A 25,020-nucleotide genomic window follows, 5' to 3' on the forward strand; every position below is an offset into this window, starting at 1 on the left:
CGGACGGTGACGCGGCAGCGGGGTCAGTTTCCCGCGACGTCCTTCACCGCGACCGACACCGGGACGTTGCCCGAGATCAGTTCCAGCGTCAGGCCCGCCGTCGCCGGGGTGTCCAGCAACTCCACGATCACCGCCGCCACATCGTCGCGCGGTACCGGCCCGCGCCCGGTCGACGCGGCAAGCAGGACCAGTCCCTTGCCCGCGTCGTTGGTCAGCATCCCGGGACGCAGGATGGTCCAGTCGAGGGCCGTGCGGGAGCGCACGTACGCGTCCGCCGCCCCCTTGGCCCGCAGGTAGGCGTCGAACACCTCGTCGCCGGGGTGGTCCGGGTCGGCGCCCATGGACGACACCACGACGTAACGCCGCACCCCCGCCCGCTCCGCCGCGTCCGCGAAGAGCACCGCGGCGCCCCGGTCCACGGTGTCCTTGCGGTCCGTGCCGCTGTTGGGACCCGCGCCGGCCGCGAAGACCGCCGCGTCGGCGCCTCTCAGCACCTCGGCGGTCTCCTCCACGGTGGCCGACTCGAGGTCCAGGACCACGGGTTCGGCGCCCACGGCGCGGAGGTCCTCGCTCTGCTGCGGGTTGCGGATGATGCCCGCAGCCTCGTCTCCGCGCGCAGCGAGCAACCGCTCCAGCCGCAGCGCGATCTGACCATGTCCACCTGCGATGACAATGCGCATGAGGTCGACGGTACGCCGCGGAGCGCCGCTGTGCTCAAGGCCCGCCGCCCGACCCGGAATCCGGTCTCCCCTGACGCGGCAGTCCGAACGAGCCGTCCGTCTCGGAGTCGCAGTACTCGCGCACCGCGCTGGTCCGGGCGACCACCCGGCCGCGGTGCACCACGATGCGGCTGTACGCCAGCGACAGCACCCCCGCCAGTCGCTCCCCGCGCACGGCGAGCAGCTCGGCGGGGAAGCCCGCCTCCACCCGCACCTCGGGCAGCCCCATGGCGCGTCTGGCCTCCGTGGAGACGGCCTGGTAGGCGTGCTCGGCCCGGAGCCCGCTCTGTGAGGCCAGCAGGAAGGCGGCCTCCAGCGGGTCGCCGCGGCCCACCGGGTTGTCGAGGTCGCGCAGCGCCCCGCTGCCCGCCGCGACCCGCACCCCGGCCGCGCGCAGCAGCCGTACGGGGGCGACGCCCCGGCGCTCGGCCCCGCCGCAGCCGCCCTGGGGGAGGCAGACGACCGTCACACCGGCTGCGGCGAGCTGGTCGGCGGCGCGGGCGGCAACCTCGTCGGGAAGCCGGGAGAGGCCGGCGCAGGGCCCGATGGAGACCCCTTGCCGCATCCCGCCCGCCATCGCCGCGAACCGCGCCAGCCGGGCTGGATCCTCACTGTCCGTGTGCAGGTCGACGGGGCAGCCGTGCTCGGCGGCGACCTCCAGGACGGCCTCCACGTACCCCGCGGGGTCCGGGTCCAGGTCGGGGCGGCCGCCGACCGCGCCGGCTCCCATCTTCAGCGCGTCGCGGAGCATCGCCAGGTTGCCGGAGCCCGCGACGCCGGTGAGCAGCCGGGGGACGGCCACCGCGGTCAGATCGGCGAGCCCGCGCAGCGAGCGGCGGGCCTGCAGAACAGCTTCCAGGGCGCCGAGGCCCTGTACGTCGCCGATGCGCACATGGGAGCGCAGCGCGGTCGCGCCGTGGCCCAGTTGCAGCAACGCCGCCTCGGTGGCCCGCCGCTGGACATCGTCGGGGTGCTGCGAGGCGGGCCCGGGCGGTCCGGATCCGGCGTCGTCGGCGGTGAGCGCGGTGTCGCTGTGGGCGTGCGGTTCGGCGGGGGCGGGGAGCAGCAGATGGCCGCGCAGGTCCACGCGGGCGCCGGGGGCGACGAGGCTTCCGGCGGTGCCGACGGCCTCGATGCGGCTGCCGCCGAGCCGTACGTCCACGATGCGGCCATCGGCGAGACGGGCGCCGCAGAGCGTCAGCGCGGAACTCTCCGGGCTGCCCGTGGCGCCGGCCGCGTGGTCGTCCGGCTGCCGCGGCTGGCTGTCGGACATGACGGCTCCTGGGAGGGGGACAAGATCACGCAGAGTGAGACGAGCCTAGGGGTGCGCCCGGCCCGGTTCGAGGAGGAGCGAAATAGTCGTACCGGCGCGGTCCCGTGGTGCGCGGGGGACTCGGGTTCACGTGCGGGGCCGGGGAGGGAGGAGTGGCTGATCAAGGGCCCGGAGAGGTGCGGGGCGGGGGTCCGGAGCGGTGCTGATCAAGGGCTCGGGATGGGGCTTCGAAACGGATTTGGGCGATCGGCGACCAACCGTGTAATGTCTTCATCGCTCGCCCCAATAGCTCAGTCGGTAGAGCGTCTCCATGGTAAGGAGAAGGTCTGCGGTTCGATTCCGCATTGGGGCTCTGGTGATCGGGAAACCCCGCTTCGGCGGGGGGACTCAGTCATCAAAGCGGTGTAGCTCAGTCGGTAGAGCAAGCGGCTCATAATCGCTGTGTCACCGGTTCAAGTCCGGTCACCGCTACTAACAGTAGCCGATTGTGGGGTCGGTCCTCCGATCGGCTACTCTTTTTTTTGCGTTCATCCGTCCATCGTCCGTCCAAGGAGCACTCACGTGGCTGCCACCGACGTCCGCCCGAAGATCACGCTGGCCTGCGTGGAGTGCAAGGAGCGGAACTACATCACCAAGAAGAACCGGCGTAACAACCCGGACCGACTTGAGATGAAGAAGCATTGCCCGCGCTGCAACTCGCACACTGCGCACCGCGAAACGCGCTGAATCAGGCTCGTACACGAGGCCGTCCCCATTGGGGGCGGCCTCGTGTCGTTGTAGCGGGCCGCAGCTGCACTGCGGCCCCTTCGTCTTTCCATCAGGAGGTTGCGAGCTCATGGCGCTCGACCAGTCCTTCGTGGGGCGGACCTATCCGCCCACCCCGGCGTACGAGGTCGGCCGGGAGAAGATCCGAGAGTTCGCCGAGGCGGTGGGTGACGCCAATCCGGCGTACGTCGACCGCGAAGCGGCCGGGGCGCTCGGTCACAGCGATGTGATCGCGCCGCCGACGTTCGTGTTCTCGATCACTTTCAAGGCCGCCGGGCAGGTGGTGCGTGACCCGCAGCTGGGTCTGGACTACAGCCGGGTGGTGCACGGTGACCAGAAGTTCGCCTACGTGCGTCCGGTACGGGCGGGGGACCGGCTGACGGTCACCTCGACGATCGAGGCGGTCAAGTCCATGGCGGGGAACGACATCGTGGACGTCCGTGGCGAGGTCCACGACGAGTCCGGCGAGCTGGTCGTGACGGCGTGGACGAAGCTGGTGGCGCGCGGCGCCGAGGAGGCGTGATGACGGCGAAGGTGAGTTACGACTCGGTCGAGGTCGGTACGGAGCTGCCGCCGCAGTCCTTCCCGGTCACCCGCGCGATGCTGGTGCAGTACGCGGGAGCCTCGGGCGACTTCAACCCGATCCACTGGAACGAGAAGTTCGCGCGCGAGGTCGGTCTCGAGGACGTGATCGCCCACGGCATGTTCACCATGGCCGAGGCGATCCGTGTGGTCACGGACTGGGCCGGCGACCCGGGCTCGGTCGTCGAGTACGGGGTGCGGTTCACCAAGCCGGTCGTCGTGCCCAACGACGACAAGGGCGCGCTGATCGAGGTCAGCGGCAAGGTGGCCGCCCTGCTGGACGACAAGCGGGTGCGGGTCGACCTGACGGCGATGAGTGATGGCAAGAAGGTGCTGGGCATGTCCCGCGCCGTGGTGCAGCTCGGCTGACGCCGCGAGGAGTTGTGTAAGGGGCGCGGTCCTTCGGGCCGTGCCCCTTACGTATTCGAGTGGGGCGCCCCGGTTGACTAAGTTAGTGATTGAGTACTAACTTACGGGCATGGCAAGGATGAGTGCAGACGAGCGGCGCGAGAGCGTCATCCGTGCGGCGATCACCGAGTTCGCCCGCGGCGGGTACAGCGCCACGTCCACCGAGGCGATCGCCAAGCGGGTGGGCGTCTCGCAGCCGTACCTCTTCCGCCTCTTCTCGAACAAGCAGGCCATGTTCCTGGCCGCCGCGGAGCGGTGCCTGGCGGACACCCGCCAGGTCTTCGCGGACGCGGCCGAGGGGCTCGAGGGCGATGACGCGCTGCACGCCATGGCTGCCGCCTACCAGCGCCTGATCCTCCATGACCCCGACCGGCTGCTGATGCAGATGCAGACGTACGCGGCCGTCGCGGCGGCGGAGGCGGCCGGGGACCACGAGTTCGGCGAGTCGCTACGAGCCGGCTGGCTGCGGTTGTTCGACGACATCGACCACACGCTCGGGGGAGGCCCCGGCGAGGCGACCACGTTCCTCGCGTACGGCATGCTCGCCAACACCCTGACCGCGCTCGGGTACCCGGCGGATCACCGGCTCTGGGGCGGCCTCTACGAATCGGCCAGGCCACCCGTCTGACCGGCGCCACCTCGACCAGCACCTCTCTGGCCGGCACCACCTCGACCAGCACCGCCCCGGGCTCGGCCCGGTTTTCTGCCCAAGAAAGTTAGTCATCAATAACTAACCCGTAGGGGGAGCAGTGAACCAGCACAGGACAGGCCGCACCGGAGCGGCATGGGCCCTCGGCATCACCAGCGTCGCCGGCTTCATGGCGGCCCTCGACAACCTCGTCGTCACCACCGCCCTGCCGTCCATTCGCGAGAGTCTCGGCGGGGAGCTGGAAGAGCTCGAATGGACGGTGAACGCCTACACGCTCACCTTCGCCGTGCTCCTGATGTTCGGCGCCGCCCTCGGTGACCGGTTCGGCCGCCGTCGGCTCTTCCTCATCGGCCTCTCCGTCTTCACCGGCGCCTCCGCCGCGGCCGCCCTCTCGCCCGGGATCAACGAGCTGATCGCCTTCCGCGCGGTCCAGGGCGTCGGCGCGGCGATCATGATGCCGCTGACCCTCACCCTGCTCACGGCCGCCGTGGAGCCCGCCCGCCGCGGGACGGCGCTCGGCATCTTCAGTGCCGTCACCGGACTCGCGGTGGCGAGCGGGCCGCTGATCGGAGGCAGCCTCACCGAACACATCTCCTGGCAGTGGATCTTCTGGCTGAACGTCCCGATCGGACTGGTCCTGCTGCCGCTCGCCCGGATGCGCCTGTCCGAGTCCTCCGCCCCCGATGCCCGGCTCGACGTCCCCGGCACCCTCCTGGTCAGCGGCGGTCTCTTCGGAATCGTCTACGGGCTGGTCAACGCCAATGCCGAGGGCTGGACCAGCCCGACCGTCCTGACCTCCCTCATCGCCGGCGCCGCGCTCATCGGCGGCTTCGTCCACCACGGCTTCCGCGCCAAGAAGCCGATCCTCCCCATGCGGCTCTTCCGGAACCGGGCGTTCTTCGGGATCAACATCGCCGGCATGCTGATGTTCCTCGGGATGTTCGGATCGATCTTCCTGCTCAGCCAGTTCCTCCAGGGCGCCCTGGGCTACTCGCCCACGGAGGCCGGACTGCGGATGCTGCCCTGGACCGGTATGCCGATGCTGGTGGCCCCGGTCGCCGGCATACTCGCCGACCGCTTCGGGGGCCGTCCGATCGTCGTGGCGGGGCTCGCGCTCCAGGCAGCCGGTCTCGGCCTGTTCGCCATGGTCCTCGCGCCCGATGTCTCCTACACCGCCCAGCTTCCCGCCCTGATCGTCAGCGGCATCGGCATGGCCATGTACTTCGCACCCGCCGCCAGCCTCGTGATGTCCAGCGTCCGCCCCTCCGAGCAGGGCATCGCCTCCGGCGCCAACAACGCCCTGCGCGAGGTCGGCGGAGCTCTCGGGGTCGCCGTGCTCGCCACCGTCTTCTCCGCGCAGGGTGGCCTCGGCTCCCCGCGGTTCTTCACGGACGGGACCGTGCCGGCCGTCTGGATCGGCGCGGGTGTGGTGGCACTCGCCGCCCTCGTGGCCCTGCTGATCCCGGGCCGCCGCCACGCTCCGGTCCCGGAGTCCGCTCCGGAACAGCAGGAGCCGCGGGTCTCCGTGGCCGCCTGAGCGATGTCACGCGGATGCGGTCCGCGGCCCCGCCCTGACGGCGGGGGCGCGGACCGTACTCTTGTCCCCGTGCAGGAACTCCACGACGCGCCCCTCGCCCCCCTGACCACCTTCCGGCTCGGCGGCCCCGCCACCCGCCTCCTGACCGCGACGACCGACGCCGAAGTGGTCGAGGCCGTGCGCGAGGCCGACGACAGCGGCACCCCACTCCTGATCATCGGCGGCGGCAGCAACCTGGTCATCGGCGACAAGGGCTTCGACGGCACCGCGCTGCGCATCGCGACCAAGGGGTTCGTGCTGGACGGTGCGGCGCTCGAACTGGCCGCCGGAGAGGTCTGGACGGACGCCGTCACCCGCAGCGTGGAGGCCGGACTGGCGGGCCTCGAATGCCTGGCCGGCATCCCCGGCTCGGCGGGGGCGACGCCGATCCAGAACGTCGGCGCGTACGGGCAGGAGGTGTCGTCCACCATCACGGAGGTCGTCGCCTACGACCGGCACACCCGGGAAACGGTCACCATCCCGAACTCCGAGTGCGCCTTCGCGTACCGGCACAGTCGCTTCAAGGCCGAGCCCGACCGGTTCGTGGTGCTGCGCGTCCGCTTCGGGCTGGAAGAGGCGGGCGGTCTGTCCGCGCCCCTCAAGTACCCCGAAACGGCCCGCGCCATGGGTGTCGAGGAGGGTGAACGCGTTCCCGCCGCGGCCGCCCGCGAAACCGTGCTCCGGCTCCGCGCCGGCAAGGGCATGGTCCTCGACCCGGCAGACCACGACACCTGGTCTGCCGGCTCCTTCTTCACCAACCCGATCCTGGACCCCGCACAGTTCGAGGCCTTCCTCGCCCGCGTGGCGGAGCACCTCGGACCGGACGTCACGCCCCCCGCCTTCCCCGCGGGCGAGGGACGCACCAAGACCTCGGCGGCCTGGCTCATCGACCGGGCCGGATTCACCAAGGGATACGGCTCCGGGCCGGCCCGTATCTCCACCAAACACACCCTCGCCCTCACCAACCGGGGCGCGGCGAGCACCGAGGACCTGCTGGCCCTGGCGCGCGAGGTCGTCACCGGGGTGCACACGGCATTCGGCGTCACGCTCGTCAACGAACCGGTGACCGTCGGCGTGTGCCTGTAGCGCGAGCCGTACGGGCGCCCCCTCAGTACGCCACGCCCACCCCCTGCTTCACCGTCGCCGGGTCGTCGGTCAGCGCCAGCATCGCGTGCGCCACGTCGGCCCGGGAGATGGACCGCCCGCTGCGCGGATTGGAGCCGACGACCGTCCGGTAGACGCCGGTCAGCGGACCGTTCGTGAGCTTCGGGGGACGCACCGACGTCCAGTCCGTGGCCGAGGCCGCCAACGCGGCCTCCATGGCGGCGAGGTCCGCGTAGACCTCCTTCAGGATCGCGCCGATCGCCGAGCGCATCATCCGGTCGAGCAAGGGGTCGTCCGCGGGCTTCGGGGCGACCGGGGCCGCGCTCACCACGAGCAGCCGCCGTGTCCCCTCCGCCTCCATGGCCGTCAGGACGCTACGGGTCAGCCGTTCGGCGACCCCGTCGGGCTTCCGGCCCTTCGCGCCCAGGCCGGAGAGGACCGCGTCGCGGCCGGCGACCGCCTCACGCAGTACCTCCGGATCATCGATCCGGGCCGCGGTGTGGACCGTGAGGCCGGAGAGCGGCACCGGCAGCCGCGCCGGATCGCGGACCACCGCCGTCACCTCGTGCCCCGCCGCCACCGCCTGGCGGACGATCTCCTGCCCGATGCCGCCTGTCGCGCCGAACACTGTGAGCTTCATGGCACACCCTCCCAAGGTGGGTAAGTATTCACTCACCTCTAGAGTGAGCGGATACTCACCCATGCGTCAAGCTTCGTTGGAGTGCACATGGAGCAGAAGCCGACCCGCGCCCGCATCCTCGACGCCGCCCACCGGCTGATGCTCACCATCGGGCTGGCCCGCGCCACCACCAAGGAGATCGCCAGGGCCGCGGGCTGCTCGGAAGCCGCGCTGTACAAGCACTTCAGCAGCAAGGAAGAGCTCTTCGTGGCGGTCCTCAAGGAGCGGCTGCCCAAGGTCGACGGCATCCTGAAGCGCCTGATCGCCGACCCGCGGCAGGGGGAACGGACGGTGGAGCGCAATCTCACCGATATCGCCCGCGAGGCCGCCCTCTTCTACGAGCAGAGCTTCCCGATCGCCGCGTCCCTCTACGCCGAGCCGCGGCTCAAGGAACGCCACGACGCCGCGATGCGCGAGCTGGGAACCGGCCCCCACATGCCTATTCGCGGCGTGGACGCCTATCTGCGCGCCGAACAGGCCGCGGGCCGGGTGAGGGCCGACAGCGACACGTACGCCGCCGCCTCCCTGCTGCTGGGAGCCTGCGCCCAGCGGGCCTTCGCCTACGACGCGACGGGGGCAGGCGGGCCTCCCCAGTCCCTCGACGACTTCGCCGCCTCGATCGCCCGGGCACTGCTGACCGGGCTCACGGGGTAACGCCTCAGCCCGCGGGCTTGGCCAGCCAGTCGTCGACGCCCGCCAGGAGCTCCGCCCGCACGCCGTCGGGCGCCGCCGACCCCCGTACCGACTGCCGCGCCAGCTCGGCCAGTTCCTCGTCGGTGAACGCGTGATGGCGGCGCACGAGGTCGTACTGGGCGGCCAGCCGGGAGCCGAAGAGCAGCGGGTCGTCCGCGCCGAGCGCCATCGGCACCCCGGCCTCGAACAGAGTGCGCAGGGGTACGTCGGACGGCTTCTCGTAGACGCCGAGCGCCACGTTCGACGCCGGGCACACCTCGCAGGTCACCCCGCGCTCCGCCAGCCTCCGCAGCAGCCGCGGGTCCTCGGCGGCCCGCACCCCGTGCCCGACCCGTGCCGCGTCGAGGTCGTCCAGGCAGTCGCGGACGCTGGAGGGGCCCGACAGCTCACCGCCGTGCGGGGCCGCCAGCAGGCCGCCCTCCCGGGCGATGGCGAAGGCCCGGTCGAAGTCACGGGCCATGCCGCGCCGCTCGTCGTTGGAGAGCCCGAACCCGACGACGCCCCGGTCCGCGTACCGCACCGCGAGCCGTGCCAGCGTCCTGGCGTCCAGCGGATGCTTCATCCGGTTGGCCGCGATCACCACCCGGATCGGCAGGCCGGTCGCGCGCGACGCGCCGTCCACCGCGTCCAGGATGATCTCGATCGCCGGGATCAGTCCGCCCAGCAAGGGTGCGTACGAGGTGGGGTCGACCTGGATCTCCAGCCAGCCGGAGCCGTCCGCCACATCCTCCTCGGCGGCCTCGCGTACCAGCCGCTGGATGTCGTCGGCGGTCCGCAGACAGGACCGGGCGATGTCGTAGAGCCGCTGGAAGCGGAACCAGCCGCGCTCGTCCGTCGCCCGCAGGCTGGGGGGCTCGCCGCCGGTCAGCGCCTCGGGCAGCCGCACGCCGTACTTGTCGGCGAGTTCGAGCAGCGTCGTGGGCCGCATCGACCCGGTGAAATGCAGGTGCAGGTGGGCCTTGGGCAACAGCCGTACATCACGCTCCATTCAAAGATCTTGCCGCACGGACGGGGTGCGGCGGTAGCCGGTTTCCCCATCGAGTTGCCCCTCGAACGAACGAGCGAACAAAGAAGCGACCCCCGGCCGGAGCCGGGGGTCGCCACCGAAAAGCGGAAGGAACGGGCGGTACTAGGCCTTCGCCTCGCCCAGCAGCTTCTGGAGCCGCGAGACGCCCTCGACGAGGTCGTCGTCACCCAGCGCGTAGGAGAGACGCAGGTAGCCGGGGGTGCCGAAGGCCTCGCCCGGTACGACCGCGACCTCGGCCTCGTCCAGGATCAGCGCCGCCAGCTCGACCGAGGTGGCCGGGCGCTTGCCGCGGATCTCCTTGCCGAGCAGCTCCTTCACCGACGGGTACGCGTAGAACGCGCCCTCCGGCTCCGGGCACAGGACGCCGTCGATCTCGTTGAGCATCCGCACGATGGTCTGCCGGCGCCGGTCGAAGGCGGTGCGCATCTCGGCGACCGCGTCCAGGTTCCCGGAGACGGCGGCGAGCGCGGCGATCTGGGCGACGTTGGACACGTTGGAGGTGGCGTGCGACTGCAGGTTCGTCGCCGCCTTCACCACGTCCTTGGGGCCGACGATCCACCCCACGCGCCAGCCGGTCATCGCGTACGTCTTGGCGACGCCGTTGACCACGATGCACTTGTCGCGCAGCTCGGGCACGATCGCCGGCAGCGAGGTGAACGTCGCGTCGCCGTAGACCAGGTGCTCGTAGATCTCGTCGGTCAGCACCCACAGGCCGTGCTCGACGGCCCACTTGCCGATCGCCTCGGCGTCCGCCTCGCTGTAGACCGCACCGGTCGGGTTCGAGGGGGAGACGAACAGGACGACCTTCGTGCGCTCCGTGCGCGCCGCCTCCAACTGCTCCACGGAGACCCGGTAACCGGTGGTCTCGTCGGCGACGACGTCCACCGGGACACCGCCGGCGAGGCGGATCGACTCGGGGTAGGTGGTCCAGTACGGCGCCGGGACGATGACCTCGTCACCCGGGTCGAGGATGGCGGCGAAGGCCTCGTAGATCGCCTGCTTGCCGCCGTTGGTCACCAGGATCTGGGAGGCGTCGACCTCGTAGCCGGAGTCGCGCAGCGTCTTCTCCGCGATGGCGGCCTTGAGCTCGGGAAGCCCGCCGGCGGGGGTGTAGCGGTGGTACTTCGGGTTGCGGCAGGCCTCGACCGCGGCGTCGACGATGTAGCCGGGGGTGGGGAAGTCGGGCTCGCCCGCACCGAAGCCGATCACCGGACGGCCGGCGGCCTTGAGGGCCTTGGCCTTGGCGTCGACGGCGAGGGTGGCGGACTCGGAGATGGCACCGATGCGGGCGGAGACCCGGCGCTCGGAGGGAGAAGTAGCAGCGCTCATGCCCCCCATGCTCCCAGACCGTATTCCCCGTCGGCACAGGGGTTTCAGGGACCGGACAGCACTCGGACAGCATGCGGACAGACGACCGCACAGCATGGGACAGGAACGGTCGGGAGCTATCTGTTCGACGCCGGGCCGCCGAGCACGTACACTCACCTGTCGTTGGCCTTCACCAGCCGCACCGTTCCTGCACCCGAGGCATTCGGGGACATGCGGTAGGTTGGTGGAAACCACAAAGGGTCGTAGCTCAATTGGTAGAGCACTGGTCTCCAAAACCAGCGGTTGGGGGTTCAAGTCCCTCCGGCCCTGCTACACACTCCTTCGCCAGGATGTGTGCGCATGTACGTACTTCAATGCACCGCCGTGCGGCTCCACCGGGCGCGGCACGGCCATGACCCGGAATCAGGTGAGAAGCGTGACGGACGCCGTGGGCTCCATCGACATGCCTGATGCCGAGGACGAAGTCCCCGAGTCGAAGAAGAAGACCCGGAAGGGCGGAAAGCGCGGCAAGAAGGGCCCTCTGGGCCGTCTCGCGCTGTTCTACCGCCAGATCGTGGCCGAGCTGCGCAAGGTCGTCTGGCCGACCCGCAACCAGCTGACGACCTACACCACCGTGGTGATCGTGTTCGTCGTCGTCATGATTGGTCTCGTTACCGTGATTGACTTCGGATTCCAGCGGGTCATCAAGTACGTCTTCGGCTGATCCCGCGGAGGGCGCCTCATGGGCGCCCCTTTCGCATGTTCCACCCATTTGTATCCAGGAAGAAGCAGCCACCGTGTCTGACCCGAACCTGAACGACGCCGTCGAGCCGACGGCGGGCGCCTTCGAGTCCGCCGAGGACGAGCTCGACATCGTCGAGGCGGCGGACGCTGTGGAGCCGGACCAGGCTGAAGCTGCCGACGCCGCCGCGGGCGAGCCCGCCGAGCAGGCCGCCGTGCACACCGAGGAGTCCGCCGAAACCGACGAGGCCGTCGAGGCCGAAGCCGGTGACGACGAGGACGAGGACGAGAGCCCCGAGGCCGAGGAAGCCGCTGACGAGGCCGACGAGGAAGAGGCCGAGCCGGCCGCTGAGCCCGTCGACGCCGTCACCGCCCTGCGCGAGGAGCTCCGGACCCTTCCGGGCGAGTGGTACGTCATCCACACGTACGCCGGTTACGAGAAGCGTGTGAAGGCCAACCTGGAGCAGCGCGCCGTTTCGCTGAACGTGGAGGAGTTCGTCTATCAGGCCGAGGTGCCTGAGGAGGAAATCGTCCAGATCAAGAACGGCGAGCGCAAGAACGTCCGGCAGAACAAGCTCCCGGGTTACGTCCTGGTGCGCATGGACCTGACGAACGAGTCCTGGGGCGTCGTCCGCAACACGCCCGGCGTCACCGGCTTCGTGGGCAACGCCTACGACCCGTACCCGCTGACCCTGGACGAGATCGTCAAGATGCTCGCCCCGGAGGCCGAGGAGAAGGCCGCCCGTGAGGCCGCCGAGGCCGAGGGCAAGCCGGCTCCGTCCCGCAAGGTCGAGGTCCAGGTGCTGGACTTCGAGGTGGGCGACTCCGTCACCGTCACCGACGGCCCGTTCGCGACGCTCCAGGCGACGATCAACGAGATCAACGCCGATTCGAAGAAGGTCAAGGGTCTCGTCGAGATCTTCGGCCGCGAGACTCCGGTCGAGCTCAGCTTCGACCAGATCCAGAAGAACTAGCGCTTCCCGCCAGCTTCTGGACACATGCCTACCGAGCAGGTCAGACCAGCTGTCACAGCAGGTCTGACCTGCTCGGTTTTTGGTCGCGCAGCTATACCCGTTATCGTTGTGCGGTATGCCTGCATCCGGATGACCGGATGACGGCGAAAACTCTCACTAGGACCCGGAGAGAGCACATGCCTCCCAAGAAGAAGAAGGTCACGGGGCTTATCAAGCTCCAGATCAACGCCGGTGCGGCCAACCCGGCTCCGCCGGTCGGCCCCGCACTGGGCCAGCACGGCGTCAACATCATGGAGTTCTGCAAGGCCTACAACGCCGCGACCGAGTCGCAGCGTGGCATGGTCGTGCCGGTGGAGATCACGGTCTACGAAGACCGCTCCTTCACCTTCATCACCAAGACTCCGCCGGCCGCCAAGCTGATCCTCAAGGCCGCGGGTGTGGACAAGGGCTCCGGCGAGCCGCACAAGACCAAGGTTGCCAAGCTGACGGCCGCCCAGGTCCGCGAGATCGCCACGACGAAGCTCCCCGACCTGAACGCCAATGACCTCGACGCCGCGTCGAAGATCATCGCCGGCACCGCCCGTTCCATGGGCATCACGGTCGAAGGCTGATTCAGCCCCCAGTCATGAGTGGTAGGGCCAAGCGCTGGTCCGCACCACGACTCCACACTCTGCCACGCGGCGCCAGCCGCATGGTGCAACTCGTACAGGAGTAGAAGTGAAGCGCAGCAAGAACCTCCGCGCTGCGGACGCCAAGATCGACCGGGCACGTAACTACGCCCCGCTCGAGGCCGTCCGTATCGCCAAGGACACCGCCTCCACGAAGTTCGACAGCACCGTCGAGGTCGCGTTTGCCCTGGGTGTTGACCCGCGCAAGGCCGACCAGATGGTCCGTGGCACCGTGAACCTCCCGCACGGCACCGGCAAGACCGCCCGGGTCCTGGTCTTCGCGACCGGTGACCGTGCTGCGGCCGCGGAAGCCGCGGGCGCCGACATCGTCGGCGCCGACGAGCTCATCGACGAGGTGGCGAAGGGCCGTCTGGACTTCGACGCCGTCGTCGCGACCCCGGACCTCATGGGCAAGGTCGGCCGCCTCGGCCGCGTGCTCGGTCCGCGTGGTCTGATGCCGAACCCGAAGACCGGCACCGTCACCCCCGACGTCGTGAAGGCTGTCAACGACATCAAGGGCGGCAAGATCGAGTTCCGCGTCGACAAGCACTCGAACCTGCACTTCATCATCGGCAAGACCTCGTTCGACGAGACCAAGCTGGTGGAGAACTACGCAGCGGCGCTGGACGAGATCCTCCGTCTGAAGCCGTCCGCCGCCAAGGGCCGCTACATCAAGAAGGCCACGCTGGCCACCACGATGGGCCCCGGCATCCCGCTGGACTCCAACCGCACCCGTAACCTCCTCGTCGAGGAGGACCCGGCCTCCGTCTGAGCCTTCGCGCTCGTACGACCGCCGTGTCACGTGTGACATTGACGGGCCCCGCAACCTTTCGAGGTGCGGGGCCCGTCCTCGTATGTACGTACCAGTGGCTGTCGGTGCCGTGCGTTGGCGTGCGGGGTGCACCGGGAGCCGAGCGAGGGGTGGAGACGGACATGAGGACCAGTACCGTACGGCGCGTGGGCGTGGCCGTGGCTGTGGCGGCGGCGCTCACGACGGTCGGAGCGTGCGGCGGATCGGACGACGGCGGCACGAGCAAGGCCAAGGACGGGAGCGGCGGCAGCGGCGTGGTGAAGACCGACGCGATCGCCGCGCTGCTCGACGTGCAGAAGAAGACCGGCGCGGCGAGCTCGGCGAAGGTCGAGGGCACCATGGTCATGGGCAGTGCCATGTCCATGAAGCAGTCCGGCGCGCTGGACTGGAGCGACGGCGTCAGCGGCTCCATGGAGATCACGTACACCGGCGGCGCCATGGCCGACACCATGAAGAAGGCCGGCGGCACCGGCACGATGGAGGCCCGCTACTTCAAGGACGGGTACGCGGCGGACATGGGCGCGGCCCTGGCCCAGCAGACCGGTGGCAAGCGCTGGATCAGCTACTCCTGGGACGACCTCGCCGAGCTCGGGGGCGCCTCCGGCGCGGCGATGAAGGACCAGATGCAGAACACCACACCCGACCAGGGAGTGGCGTCCTTGCTGGCCTCCGGCGACGTGAAGGAGGTCGGCGAGGAGCAGGTACGCGGTGTCGCCACCACGCACTACTCCGGCACGGTCGACGTCGCCGAGCTGACCGCCAAGTCGTCGAAGCTCGACGCCGAGCAGCTGGCCGCCCTCAAGAAGCAGCTCAACGATGCCGGGATCACCACGGAGACGGTCGACCTCTGGGTCGACGAGAACGATCTGCTGGTGAAGAAGAGCGAGCGCGGGCAGATGAAGACGGGCGAGCTCAACACGACGGTCTTCTACAGCGACTACGGCACCAAGGTCTCCGTCGAGCGGCCGCCGGCGGGGGAGACCGTCGAGTTCAAGGAGCTGCTGAAGCAGCAGCAGGGTGCGGCCGGTACTGCCTCGTAAACGAGTCGCTCAAACCTTCCGGACCGCCCGAACCGGGACGGATTTGCTCGGCGCGACCCCGGTCGCGTACTCTTCTGCAGAAGCCAAAGACCGCTGGTCGTTGCTGGAGCCTGCAAGGGTGACGGCAACCGAAGGATCCGTTGAATACGGACGACCTGCGCAGGTGACTGTGGAAAAGCTCCCGGACTTCGTTCGGTCGAGCTTCGCCCTGGCGCCTGCGCCGGGGCGTTTCGTCTTTTCCGGGCCCTTTTGAGCGGTCCTCATCACCCGGAAGGAGGCCACGCTCATGGCAAGGCCCGACAAGGCTGCAGCGGTAGCCGAGCTCGCGGACCAGTTCCGCAGCTCGAACGCCGCCGTGCTGACCGAGTACCGGGGCCTCACCGTGGCACAGCTCAAGCAGCTGCGCCGTTCGCTCGGTGAGAACGCCCAGTACGCCGTGGTGAAGAACACGCTGACCAAGATCGCGGCCAACGAGGCCGGGATCGACACGCTGGACGACCTGTTCGCAGGTCCGACGGCGGTTGCCTTCGTCACCGGTGACCCGGTGGAGTCGGCGAAGGGTCTTCGTGACTTCGCCAAGGACAACCCCAACCTCATCATCAAGGGCGGTGTCCTTGACGGTAAGGCGCTGTCCGCCGATGAGATCAAGAAGCTCGCGGACCTCGAGTCCCGCGAGGTTCTGCTCTCCAAGCTGGCCGGCGCCATGAAGGGCAAGCAGACGCAGACTGCGCAGCTCTTCCAGGCGCTGCCGTCGAAGTTCGTCCGCACCGCGGAAGCTCTTCGTGCCAAGCGGGAAGAGCAGGGCGGTGCCGGTACTCCGGCTCCCGCCGAGGCCGCCGAGTAATTTCGCTCAGCGGTCCAGCGGGCTCCACGTACGCCCGCCGTCATATACATCCGGCACCTGCCGAATAGTGGAAGGACGCCATCATGGCGAAGCTCAGCCAGGAAGACCTGCTCGCTCAGTTCGAGGAGCTCACCCTCATCGAGCTCTCCGAGTTCGTCAAGGCCTTCGAGGAGAAGTTCGACGTCACCGCCGCCGCGGCCGTCGCTGCTGCCCCCGCCGCCGCCGGCGCCCCGGTCGAGGCCGCTGCCGAGCAGGACGAGTTCGACGTCATCCTCACCGCCGCCGGTGACAAGAAGATCCAGGTCATCAAGGTCGTGCGTGAGCTGACCTCCCTCGGCCTGAAGGAGGCCAAGGACCTCGTCGACGGCGCCCCGAAGCCCGTCGTCGAGAAGGTCGCCAAGGAGGCCGCCGAGAAGGCTGCCGAGTCCCTCAAGGCCGCCGGCGCCTCCGTCGAGGTCAAGTGACCCAGCGAGTCTTCTGACTCTCTGGACCCCCGTGCCGTGAGGCGTGGGCGTCACTTCGCGAAAGGCGATCACCCGTACGGGTGGTCGCCTTTCGGCGTACCCGCCGCAGGTGCCTTGCTCTTCCCGTGGTGACGAGTATGGTGATCTTCGCCGTGCGCCTCTCGTGGGGGCACGGGTGACGCCGGGAGGCGGCGGGACGCGGGTCTCGGGGGCCCGTACGGGCTGGGGGGCCTTGACGAACCGCACGAGGCGCGCAATTCTCGATGCGCGTCGTCACATCGATCCGAATCCGAGGCATGGATCGATGACGAAGAGGGCAGTAAAGAAGAGCGCAGCTCGCGCAGGGCTAGACATAGGTGTTGAGAACAGCTGTTGAGAGCAACGTGGGTCTCTGAGAACCCCGACTGGACATCAGTGTGCCGCTTGGCTACACTGACCCTTTGCGCTGCCTGTTAGCTGCCTCCTGCCCGTCACCAGGGGCATACCCATCCTGTGCACCGTGGACCAGTCATCCCTCATCTGGGATATCTGTCCACCTGTCCAATTTGGGACCGGTACGCGCGTAGTGAGTCCGAGCCCTCGGAAGGACCCCCTCTTGGCCGCCTCGCGCAACGCCTCGACCGCGAATACGAACAACGGTGCCAGCACCGCCCCGCTGCGCATCTCTTTTGCAAAGATCAAGGAGCCCCTCGAGGTTCCGAACCTCCTCGCGCTGCAGACCGAGAGCTTTGACTGGCTCCTCGGCAACGCCGCCTGGAAGGCTCGCGTCGAGGCTGCTCTGGACAGTGGACAAGACGTCCCCACCAAGTCCGGCCTGGAGGAGATCTTCGAGGAGATCTCACCGATCGAGGACTTCTCCGGGTCGATGTCGCTTACGTTCCGCGACCACCGCTTCGAGCCCCCCAAGAACTCGATCGACGAGTGCAAGGAGCGCGACTTCACGTTCGCCGCCCCGCTCTTCGTCACGGCCGAGTTCACCAACAACGAGACCGGCGAGATCAAGTCCCAGACGGTCTTCATGGGCGATTTCCCGCTCATGACCAACAAGGGCACCTTCGTCATCAACGGCACCGAGCGTGTCGTCGTGTCGCAGCTGGTCCGCTCGCCGGGTGTCTACTTCGACTCCTCGATCGACAAGACGTCCGACAAGGACATCTTCTCCGCCAAGATCATCCCGTCCCGGGGTGCCTGGCTGGAGATGGAGATCGACAAGCGCGACATGGTCGGTGTCCGCATCGACCGCAAGCGCAAGCAGTCCGTCACCGTCCTCCTGAAGGCTCTCGGCTGGACCACCGAGCAGATCCTCGAGGAGTTCGGCGAGTACGAGTCCATGCGCGCCACCCTGGAGAAGGACCACACCCAGGGCCAGGACGACGCGCTGCTCGACATCTACCGCAAGCTGCGCCCGGGCGAGCCGCCGACGCGCGAGGCTGCTCAGACGCTGCTCGAGAACCTCTACTTCAACCCGAAGCGCTACGACCTCGCGAAGGTCGGCCGCTACAAGGTGAACAAGAAGCTCGGCGCGGAAGAGCCGCTCGACGCCGGTGTCCTCACCAGCGACGACATCATCGCGACCATCAAGTACCTGGTGAAGCTGCACGCCGGGGAGACCGAGACGACCGGCGAGTCCGGCCGGGAGATCGTCGTCGAGACCGACGACATCGACCACTTCGGCAACCGTCGTCTGCGTAACGTCGGCGAGCTCATCCAGAACCAGGTCCGTACGGGTCTGGCCCGGATGGAGCGCGTCGTGCGTGAGCGCATGACGACTCAGGACGTCGAGGCCATCACGCCGCAGACCCTGATCAACATCCGGCCGGTCGTCGCCTCCATCAAGGAGTTCTTCGGCACCAGCCAGCTGTCGCAGTTCATGGACCAGAACAACCCGCTGTCGGGTCTCACCCACAAGCGCCGCCTGTCGGCTCTTGGCCCGGGTGGTCTCTCCCGTGAGCGGGCCGGCTTCGAGGTCCGTGACGTGCACCCGTCCCACTACGGACGCATGTGCCCGATCGAGACCCCTGAAGGCCCGAACATCGGCCTGATCGGTTCGCTCGCCTCGTACGGCCGCGTCAACGCGTTCGGCTTCATCGAAACGCCGTACCGCAAGGTCGTCGACGGCCAGGTCACCGACGAGGTCGACTACGTCACGGCCGACGAGGAAGACCGTTACGTCATCGCCCAGGCGAACGCGACGCTCTCCGACGAGCTGCGCTTCACCGAGCCCCGCGTCCTGGTCCGCCGTCGTGGCGGAGAGGTCGACTACGTGCCCGGCACCGAAGTCGACTACATGGACGTCTCGCCGCGCCAGATGGTGTCCGTCGCCACCGCGATGATCCCGTTCCTGGAGCACGACGACGCCAACCGTGCCCTCATGGGCGCGAACATGATGCGCCAGGCGGTTCCGCTCATCAAGTCGGAGGCCCCGCTCGTGGGCACCGGCATGGAGTACCGCTGCGCCACCGACGCCGGTGACGTGCTGAAGGCCGAGAAGGACGGTGTGGTCCAGGAGGTCTCCGCGGACTACATCACCGTGACCAACGATGACGGCACGTACACCACGTACCGCATCGCGAAGTTCATGCGCTCCAACCAGGGCACCTCGGTCAACCAGAAGGTCGTCGTCTCCGAGGGCGACCGGATCGTCGCCGACCAGGTACTCGCCGACGGACCGGCCACCGAGAACGGTGAGATGGCCCTCGGCAAGAACCTGCTCGTGGCGTTCATGCCCTGGGAAGGTCACAACTACGAGGACGCGATCATCCTGTCGCAGCGCCTCGTGCAGGACGACGTCCTCTCCTCGATTCACATCGAGGAGCACGAGGTCGACGCCCGTGACACCAAGCTCGGTCCGGAGGAGATCACCCGGGACATCCCGAACGTCTCCGAAGAGGTCCTCGCGGACCTCGACGAGCGCGGCATCATCCGGATCGGTGCCGAGGTCACGGCCGGTGACATCCTCGTCGGCAAGGTCACGCCCAAGGGTGAGACCGAGCTGACCCCCGAGGAGCGCCTGCTCCGCGCGATCTTCGGTGAGAAGGCGCGCGAAGTGCGCGACACCTCGCTGAAGGTGCCGCACGGTGAGATCGGCAAGATCATCGGTGTCCGCGTCTTCGACCGCGAAGAGGGCGACGAGCTGCCGCCGGGCGTGAACCAGCTGGTCCGCGTCTACGTCGCGCAGAAGCGCAAGATCACCGATGGTGACAAGCTCGCCGGCCGTCACGGCAACAAGGGCGTCATCTCGAAGATCCTCCCGATCGAGGACATGCCGTTCCTGGAGGACGGCACCCCGGTCGACATCATCCTCAACCCGCTGGGTGTCCCGTCCCGAATGAACCCGGGACAGGTCCTGGAGATCCACCTCGGCTGGCTCGCCAGCCGCGGCTGGGACGTCTCCGGCCTCGGTGACGAGTGGGCCAAGCGCCTGCAGTTCATCGGCGCCGACCAGGTCGCCCCCGGCACCAACGTCGCGACTCCGGTCTTCGACGGTGCGCGCGAGGACGAGATCACCGGCCTCTTCCAGGCCACGATCCCGAACCGCGACGGCGACCGGCTGGTCCAGCCCTCGGGCAAGGCCAACCTGTTCGACGGGCGCTCCGGTGAGCCGTTCCCCGAGCCGGTCTCGGTCGGCTACATGTACATCCTCAAGCTCCACCACCTCGTCGACGACAAGCTGCACGCTCGTTCGACGGGTCCGTACTCCATGATCACCCAGCAGCCGCTGGGTGGTAAGGCTCAGTTCGGTGGACAGCGCTTCGGTGAAATGGAGGTGTGGGCCCTTGAAGCTTATGGCGCCGCATACGCCCTCCAGGAGCTGCTGACGATCAAGTCCGACGACGTGACCGGCCGCGTGAAGGTCTACGAGGCCATCGTCAAGGGCGAGAACATCCCCGAGCCCGGCATTCCCGAGTCCTTCAAGGTGCTCATCAAGGAAATGCAGTCGCTCTGCCTCAACGTGGAGGTGCTGTCCTCGGACGGCATGTCCATCGAGATGCGCGACACGGACGAGGACGTCTTCCGCGCGGCGGAGGAGCTCGGTATCGACCTGTCCCGGCGAGAGCCGAGCAGCGTCGAAGAGGTCTGACGGGTTGGCCGGCCGGATCCCTGTGATCCGGCCGGCTCTCCCCGGACCCGTTCAGACCATTGCTGAAGTGCCCCGATTTCTCGCGTGAAGCGAGGGGGCTCGAACCCCCGAAAGAGGGATTGACGACAAGTGCTCGACGTCAACTTCTTCGACGAGCTGCGGATCGGCCTTGCCACCGCGGACGACATCCGGACCTGGTCCCACGGCGAAGTGAAGAAGCCGGAGACCATCAACTACCGCACGCTCAAGCCCGAAAAGGACGGACTCTTCTGCGAGAAGATCTTCGGTCCGACCCGGGACTGGGAGTGCTACTGCGGCAAGTACAAGCGTGTCCGCTTCAAGGGCATCATCTGTGAGCGCTGTGGCGTCGAGGTGACTCGCGCCAAGGTGCGTCGTGAGCGCATGGGCCACATCGAGCTTGCCGCTCCCGTCACCCACATCTGGTACTTCAAGGGCGTCCCGTCGCGCCTGGGCTACCTGCTGGACCTCGCGCCGAAGGACCTCGAGAAGGTCATCTACTTCGCCGCGTACATGATCACGTTCGTCGACGAGGAGCGCCGCACCCGCGACCTCCCGTCGCTGGAGGCCCACGTCTCCGTCGAGCGCCAGCAGGTCGAGAACCGTCGCGACTCGGACCTCGAGAACCGCGCCAAGAAGCTCGAGACCGACCTCGGCGAGCTCGAGGCCGAGGGCGCCAAGGCCGACGTGCGCCGCAAGGTGCGCGAAGGTGCCGAGCGTGAGATGAAGCAGCTGCGCGACCGTGCGCAGCGCGAGATCGACCGCCTCGACGAGGTGTGGAGCCGCTTCAAGAACCTCAAGGTCCAGGACCTCGAGGGCGACGAGCTGCTCTACCGCGAGCTGCGTGACCGCTTCGGCACGTACTTCGACGGCTGCATGGGCGCTGCCGCCCTGCAGAAGCGCCTGGAGTCGTTCGACCTCGACGAGGAGGCCGAGCGCCTCCGCGAGATCATCCGTACCGGCAAGGGCCAGAAGAAGACCCGTGCGCTCAAGCGCCTCAAGGTCGTCTCCGCGTTCCTGCAGACCAGCAACAAGCCCAAGGGCATGGTGCTCGACTGCGTGCCGGTCATCCCGCCGGACCTGCGTCCGATGGTGCAGCTGGACGGTGGCCGCTTCGCGACCTCCGACCTGAACGACCTGTACCGCCGTGTGATCAACCGCAACAACCGCCTCAAGCGTCTCCTTGACCTCGGTGCCCCCGAGATCATCGTGAACAACGAGAAGCGGATGCTGCAGGAGGCCGTCGACGCGCTGTTCGACAACGGCCGCCGCGGTCGCCCGGTCACCGGTCCCGGTAACCGCCCGCTCAAGTCCCTCAGCGACATGCTGAAGGGCAAGCAGGGTCGATTCCGTCAGAACCTTCTCGGTAAGCGTGTGGACTACTCCGCGCGTTCCGTGATCGTCGTCGGCCCGCAGCTCAAGCTTCACCAGTGCGGTCTGCCGAAGGCCATGGCGCTGGAGCTCTTCAAGCCGTTCGTGATGAAGCGCCTGGTGGACCTGAACCACGCGCAGAACATCAAGTCGGCGAAGCGCATGGTCGAGCGCGGCCGCACGGTCGTGTACGACGTCCTGGAAGAGGTCATCGCCGAGCACCCGGTTCTCCTGAACCGTGCGCCGACGCTGCACCGCCTCGGCATCCAGGCCTTCGAGCCGCAGCTGGTCGAGGGCAAGGCCATCCAGATCCACCCGCTCGTCTGCACCGCGTTCAACGCGGACTTCGACGGTGACCAGATGGCCGTGCACCTGCCGCTCTCCGCGGAGGCGCAGGCCGAGGCCCGCATCCTGATGCTGTCCTCGAACAACATCCTGAAGCCGGCCGACGGTCGTCCCGTCACCATGCCTACGCAGGACATGGTGCTGGGTCTGTTCTTCCTGACCACCGACGGCGAGCTCCGTGACACCAAGGGCGAGGGCCGCGCGTTCGGCTCCACGGCCGAGGCGATCATGGCGTTCGACGCCGGCGAGCTGGCGCTCCAGTCGCCCGTCGACATCCGCTTCCCGGTGGGCACCATCCCGCCGCGTGGCTGGGTGCCGCCGGTCGCCGAGGAGGGCGAGCCCGAGTACCAGCCGGGTGACACCTTCCGGACGCGGACGACCCTGGGTCGCGCGCTCTTCAACGAGCTGCTGCCCGAGGACTACCCGTTCGTCGACTACTCGGTCGGCAAGAAGCAGCTCTCCGAGATCGTCAACGACCTCGCCGAGCGCTACCCCAAGGTCATCGTGGCGGCGACGCTCGACAACCTGAAGGCGGCGGGCTTCCACTGGGCCACCCGTTCCGGCGTCACCGTGTCCGTCGCGGACATCGTCGTGCCCGAGGCCAAGAAGGCCATCGTCAAGGGCTACGAGGACCAGGACGAGAAGGTCCAGAAGCAGTACGAGCGCGGTCTGATCACCAAGGACGAGCGCACGCAGGAGCTCATCGCGATCTGGACCAAGGCGACCAACGAGGTTGCCGAGGCGATGAACGCGAACTTCCCCAAGACGAACCCCATCTTCATGATGGTTGACTCGGGTGCCCGAGGAAACATGATGCAGATGCGTCAGATCGCCGGTATGCGTGGTCTGGTGTCCAACGCCAAGAACGAGACGATCCCTCGTCCCATCAAGGCGTCCTTCCGTGAGGGCCTCACCGTTCTGGAGTACTTCATCTCCACGCACGGTGCCCGTAAGGGTCTGGCGGACACCGCCCTGCGTACCGCCGACTCGGGTTACCTGACCCGTCGTCTGGTGGACGTCTCGCAGGACGTGATCATTCGCGAGGAGGACTGCGGCACCGACCGCGGCCTCAAGCTGAAGATCGCGGTCAAGGGTGCCGACGGCGTGCTCCGCAAGACGGACGACGTCGAGACCTCGGTGTACGCTCGCATGCTCGCCGAGGACGTCGTCGTCGACGGCAAGGTCATCGCGCCTGCCAACGTCGACCTCGGTGACGTCCTGATCGACGCCCTGGTGGGCGCCGGCGTCGAGGAGGTCAAGACCCGCTCGGTCCTGACCTGTGAGTCCGCGGTCGGCACCTGTGCCTTCTGCTACGGACGCTCGCTCGCCACCGGCAAGCTGGTCGACATCGGTGAGGCGGTCGGCATCATCGCCGCCCAGTCCATCGGTGAGCCCGGTACCCAGCTGACGATGCGTACCTTCCACACCGGTGGTGTGGCCGGTGACGACATCACCCAGGGTCTGCCCCGAGTCGTCGAGCTCTTCGAAGCCCGTACGCCGAAGGGTGTCGCCCCGATCTCGGAGTCCGCGGGCCGGGTCCGGATCGAGGAGACCGAGAAGACCAAGAAGCTCGTGGTCACGCCGGACGACGGCAGCGACGAGATTCCCTTCCCGATCTCCAAGCGCGCCCGTCTGCTGGTGGGCGAGGGCGACCACGTCGAGGTGGGCCAGAAGCTCACCGTGGGTGCCACCAACCCGCACGACGTGCTGCGGATCCTCGGTCAGCGCGCGGTCCAGGTCCACCTGGTCGGCGAAGTCCAGAAGGTCTACAACTCGCAGGGCGTGTCGATCCACGACAAGCACATCGAGATCATCATCCGGCAGATGCTCCGCCGCGTGACGATCATCGAGTCCGGCGACGCGGAACTGCTGCCGGGCGAGCTCGTCGAGCGTTCGAAGTTCGAGACCGAGAACCGTCGTGTGGTCCAGGAGAGCGGTCACCCCGCCTCCGGCCGACCGCAGCTGATGGGTATCACCAAGGCCTCGCTGGCGACGGAGTCGTGGCTGTCCGCGGCTTCCTTCCAGGAGACGACCAGGGTCCTGACGGACGCGGCGATCAACGCCAAGTCCGACTCCCTGATCGGCCTCAAGGAGAACGTCATCATCGGTAAGCTCATCCCGGCCGGTACGGGTCTGTCCCGCTACCGCAACATCCGGGTCGAGCCGACCGAGGAGGCCAAGGCCGCGATGTACTCGGCCGTCGGCTACGACGACATCGATTACTCGCCGTTCGGCACGGGCTCCGGCCAGGCCGTTCCGCTGGAGGACTACGACTACGGTCCGTACAACCAGTAGCAGTGAGTGAGAGGGCGCCCATCCCGTCTTGTACGGGGTGGGCGCCCTTCTGCGTGCCCGCGCGGGGGACCGGGTCAGCGCATGGTTCCCCAGAGGGCGACGGCGAGGCCCGCGGTCGCGGTGAGGACGCCGACGCTCGCCAGTGGCCAGCGGGTACGTTCCAGCGCGTCGAGGCGGGACTCGTGGTCCGCCAGTTGTTTGTCGGTCTGGTCGCTGCGCTGGACCAGCAGCGCCAGTTGGCCGTCGGCGCGTGCGAAGCCGGCCTCCAGCGTGCCGCGCAGGCGTTCCAGCTCCAGGGCGACGGCGACCGGGTTGTTCGGATCAGTCTCGGTCATGGGCGGCTCCTGTGTTCTCGTCCCCCGGCGGCCCCGTACGCAGCCATGCGGGGAGCAGCGCCTGCACCCCCGGTACGGCCATCACCCGGGTCACCGCCCCCGCGACGGCCAGGGCCCCGGCGACCCGGGGCAGGGCCGCCGGGAGGCCGGACGCGTCGACCAGTGCGGGCAGGAGCACGGCAAGGGAGAGGGCGGTCTGGACCAGGGTGCGGGTGGTGCGGCGGGCGGCATCGGACATGGTCGCGGGTTC

23 protein-coding genes and 3 tRNA genes are annotated in these 25,020 nt (G+C 68.4%); 19 read left to right on the forward strand and 7 right to left on the reverse strand.

Annotated features, from left to right (window positions below; genetic code table 11):
• Window positions 1-23: 23 nt before the first annotated feature.
• Both ACFYPA_RS17470 and ACFYPA_RS17475 read right to left on the reverse strand, forming a co-directional pair.
• Window positions 24-680, reverse strand: a complete 657-nt coding sequence (locus ACFYPA_RS17470; RefSeq protein WP_359078266.1) for an SDR family oxidoreductase — start codon at window positions 678-680, stop codon at window positions 24-26.
• A 34-nt stretch (window positions 681-714) separates the two neighbouring features.
• Complete coding sequence (locus ACFYPA_RS17475) at window positions 715-1,992, reverse strand: amidohydrolase family protein (RefSeq protein WP_359313813.1); 1,278 nt, start codon at window positions 1,990-1,992, stop codon at window positions 715-717.
• A 279-nt stretch (window positions 1,993-2,271) separates the two neighbouring features.
• Here ACFYPA_RS17475 and ACFYPA_RS17480 point away from each other — a divergent pair.
• From ACFYPA_RS17480 to ACFYPA_RS17515, 8 genes are all read left to right on the forward strand, one after another.
• Window positions 2,272-2,344, forward strand: a tRNA-Thr gene (locus ACFYPA_RS17480).
• Window positions 2,345-2,390: 46 nt separating this feature from the next.
• A tRNA-Met gene (locus ACFYPA_RS17485) sits at window positions 2,391-2,463 on the forward strand.
• A gap of 90 nt (window positions 2,464-2,553) precedes the next feature.
• The gene (rpmG, locus tag ACFYPA_RS17490; RefSeq protein WP_003956487.1) at window positions 2,554-2,718 is read left to right on the forward strand and encodes a 50S ribosomal protein L33; all 165 of its coding nucleotides are present in this window, start codon (window positions 2,554-2,556) and stop codon (window positions 2,716-2,718) included.
• A 109-nt stretch (window positions 2,719-2,827) separates the two neighbouring features.
• Window positions 2,828-3,280 (forward strand): MaoC family dehydratase N-terminal domain-containing protein, encoded by a 453-nt coding sequence (locus ACFYPA_RS17495; protein ID WP_359313811.1) that lies wholly within the window; start codon window positions 2,828-2,830, stop codon window positions 3,278-3,280.
• Window positions 3,280-3,708, forward strand: coding sequence for a MaoC family dehydratase (locus ACFYPA_RS17500; RefSeq protein WP_359313809.1), 429 nt, complete (start codon window positions 3,280-3,282; stop codon window positions 3,706-3,708). Before ACFYPA_RS17495 ends, ACFYPA_RS17500 begins: the two co-directional genes overlap by 1 nt.
• Window positions 3,709-3,826: 118 nt before the next feature.
• Window positions 3,827-4,375, forward strand: a complete 549-nt coding sequence (locus tag ACFYPA_RS17505) for a helix-turn-helix domain-containing protein (protein ID WP_359078909.1) — start codon at window positions 3,827-3,829, stop codon at window positions 4,373-4,375.
• A 121-nt stretch (window positions 4,376-4,496) separates the two neighbouring features.
• Entirely contained in the window at window positions 4,497-5,933 is a 1,437-nt protein-coding gene (locus ACFYPA_RS17510) for an MFS transporter (RefSeq protein WP_359078273.1), read from the forward strand.
• 69 nt (window positions 5,934-6,002) lie between these two features.
• A complete protein-coding gene (locus ACFYPA_RS17515) occupies window positions 6,003-7,058 on the forward strand; it encodes a UDP-N-acetylmuramate dehydrogenase (RefSeq protein WP_359313806.1) in 1,056 nt (351 codons plus the stop codon).
• A gap of 22 nt (window positions 7,059-7,080) precedes the next feature.
• Here ACFYPA_RS17515 and ACFYPA_RS17520 read toward each other — a convergent pair whose 3' ends face one another.
• Window positions 7,081-7,716, reverse strand: a complete 636-nt coding sequence (locus ACFYPA_RS17520; RefSeq protein WP_359313804.1) for an NAD(P)H-binding protein — start codon at window positions 7,714-7,716, stop codon at window positions 7,081-7,083.
• An 87-nt stretch (window positions 7,717-7,803) separates the two neighbouring features.
• Here ACFYPA_RS17520 and ACFYPA_RS17525 point away from each other — a divergent pair, with 87 nt between their 5' ends.
• Complete coding sequence (locus ACFYPA_RS17525) at window positions 7,804-8,409, forward strand: helix-turn-helix domain-containing protein (protein ID WP_359313801.1); 606 nt, start codon at window positions 7,804-7,806, stop codon at window positions 8,407-8,409.
• 4 nt (window positions 8,410-8,413) lie between these two features.
• On the opposite strand, the gene ACFYPA_RS17530 is transcribed toward ACFYPA_RS17525, so the two are convergent.
• Both ACFYPA_RS17530 and ACFYPA_RS17535 read right to left on the reverse strand, forming a co-directional pair.
• The gene (locus ACFYPA_RS17530) at window positions 8,414-9,436 is read right to left on the reverse strand and encodes an adenosine deaminase (protein ID WP_359078281.1); all 1,023 of its coding nucleotides are present in this window, start codon (window positions 9,434-9,436) and stop codon (window positions 8,414-8,416) included.
• A 141-nt stretch (window positions 9,437-9,577) separates the two neighbouring features.
• On the reverse strand, window positions 9,578-10,804 hold the full coding sequence (locus ACFYPA_RS17535) for a pyridoxal phosphate-dependent aminotransferase (protein WP_359313799.1): 1,227 nt from the start codon (window positions 10,802-10,804) through the stop codon (window positions 9,578-9,580).
• A 236-nt stretch (window positions 10,805-11,040) separates the two neighbouring features.
• On the opposite strand from ACFYPA_RS17535, the gene ACFYPA_RS17540 reads away from it, so the two are divergent.
• From ACFYPA_RS17540 to ACFYPA_RS17585, 10 genes are all read left to right on the forward strand, one after another.
• Window positions 11,041-11,113 (forward strand) — tRNA-Trp (locus ACFYPA_RS17540).
• Between the two features lie 106 nt (window positions 11,114-11,219).
• Window positions 11,220-11,507: a preprotein translocase subunit SecE gene (gene secE / locus ACFYPA_RS17545; RefSeq protein ID WP_219567765.1), complete on the forward strand. Its 288-nt coding sequence runs from the start codon at window positions 11,220-11,222 to the stop codon at window positions 11,505-11,507.
• A 73-nt stretch (window positions 11,508-11,580) separates the two neighbouring features.
• Window positions 11,581-12,498, forward strand: coding sequence for a transcription termination/antitermination protein NusG (gene nusG / locus ACFYPA_RS17550; RefSeq protein ID WP_359313796.1), 918 nt, complete (start codon window positions 11,581-11,583; stop codon window positions 12,496-12,498).
• A gap of 176 nt (window positions 12,499-12,674) precedes the next feature.
• A complete protein-coding gene (gene rplK, locus ACFYPA_RS17555; protein WP_010058817.1) occupies window positions 12,675-13,109 on the forward strand; it encodes a 50S ribosomal protein L11 in 435 nt (144 codons plus the stop codon).
• A 106-nt stretch (window positions 13,110-13,215) separates the two neighbouring features.
• On the forward strand, window positions 13,216-13,938 hold the full coding sequence (gene rplA / locus ACFYPA_RS17560) for a 50S ribosomal protein L1 (RefSeq protein ID WP_123461041.1): 723 nt from the start codon (window positions 13,216-13,218) through the stop codon (window positions 13,936-13,938).
• A gap of 161 nt (window positions 13,939-14,099) precedes the next feature.
• Complete coding sequence (locus tag ACFYPA_RS17565) at window positions 14,100-15,017, forward strand: LppX_LprAFG lipoprotein (RefSeq protein ID WP_359078287.1); 918 nt, start codon at window positions 14,100-14,102, stop codon at window positions 15,015-15,017.
• A 286-nt stretch (window positions 15,018-15,303) separates the two neighbouring features.
• The gene (gene rplJ, locus ACFYPA_RS17570) at window positions 15,304-15,861 is read left to right on the forward strand and encodes a 50S ribosomal protein L10 (RefSeq protein WP_359078289.1); all 558 of its coding nucleotides are present in this window, start codon (window positions 15,304-15,306) and stop codon (window positions 15,859-15,861) included.
• Between the two features lie 83 nt (window positions 15,862-15,944).
• On the forward strand, window positions 15,945-16,325 hold the full coding sequence (gene rplL, locus ACFYPA_RS17575) for a 50S ribosomal protein L7/L12 (RefSeq protein WP_359078290.1): 381 nt from the start codon (window positions 15,945-15,947) through the stop codon (window positions 16,323-16,325).
• 595 nt (window positions 16,326-16,920) lie between these two features.
• Complete coding sequence (gene rpoB, locus ACFYPA_RS17580; RefSeq protein ID WP_359078292.1) at window positions 16,921-20,406, forward strand: DNA-directed RNA polymerase subunit beta; 3,486 nt, start codon at window positions 16,921-16,923, stop codon at window positions 20,404-20,406.
• Between the two features lie 129 nt (window positions 20,407-20,535).
• Window positions 20,536-24,435 carry a DNA-directed RNA polymerase subunit beta' gene (locus ACFYPA_RS17585; protein ID WP_359313793.1) on the forward strand — a complete coding sequence of 1,300 codons (3,900 nt, stop codon included), beginning with the start codon at window positions 20,536-20,538 and terminating at the stop codon, window positions 24,433-24,435.
• Between the two features lie 74 nt (window positions 24,436-24,509).
• Here the strand turns inward: ACFYPA_RS17585 and ACFYPA_RS17590 are convergent, their stop codons facing one another.
• Together ACFYPA_RS17590 and ACFYPA_RS17595 are read right to left on the reverse strand one after the other, a co-directional pair.
• Window positions 24,510-24,770 (reverse strand): hypothetical protein, encoded by a 261-nt coding sequence (locus tag ACFYPA_RS17590; protein ID WP_359078296.1) that lies wholly within the window; start codon window positions 24,768-24,770, stop codon window positions 24,510-24,512.
• Window positions 24,757-25,008 carry a hypothetical protein gene (locus ACFYPA_RS17595; protein WP_359353209.1) on the reverse strand — a complete coding sequence of 84 codons (252 nt, stop codon included), beginning with the start codon at window positions 25,006-25,008 and terminating at the stop codon, window positions 24,757-24,759. Before ACFYPA_RS17595 ends, ACFYPA_RS17590 begins: the two co-directional genes overlap by 14 nt.
• Window positions 25,009-25,020: the final 12 nt, after the last annotated feature.

This window comes from Streptomyces sp. NPDC005775 (genome assembly GCF_042871565.1).
Taxonomy (GTDB): Bacteria; Actinomycetota; Actinomycetes; order Streptomycetales; family Streptomycetaceae; genus Streptomyces.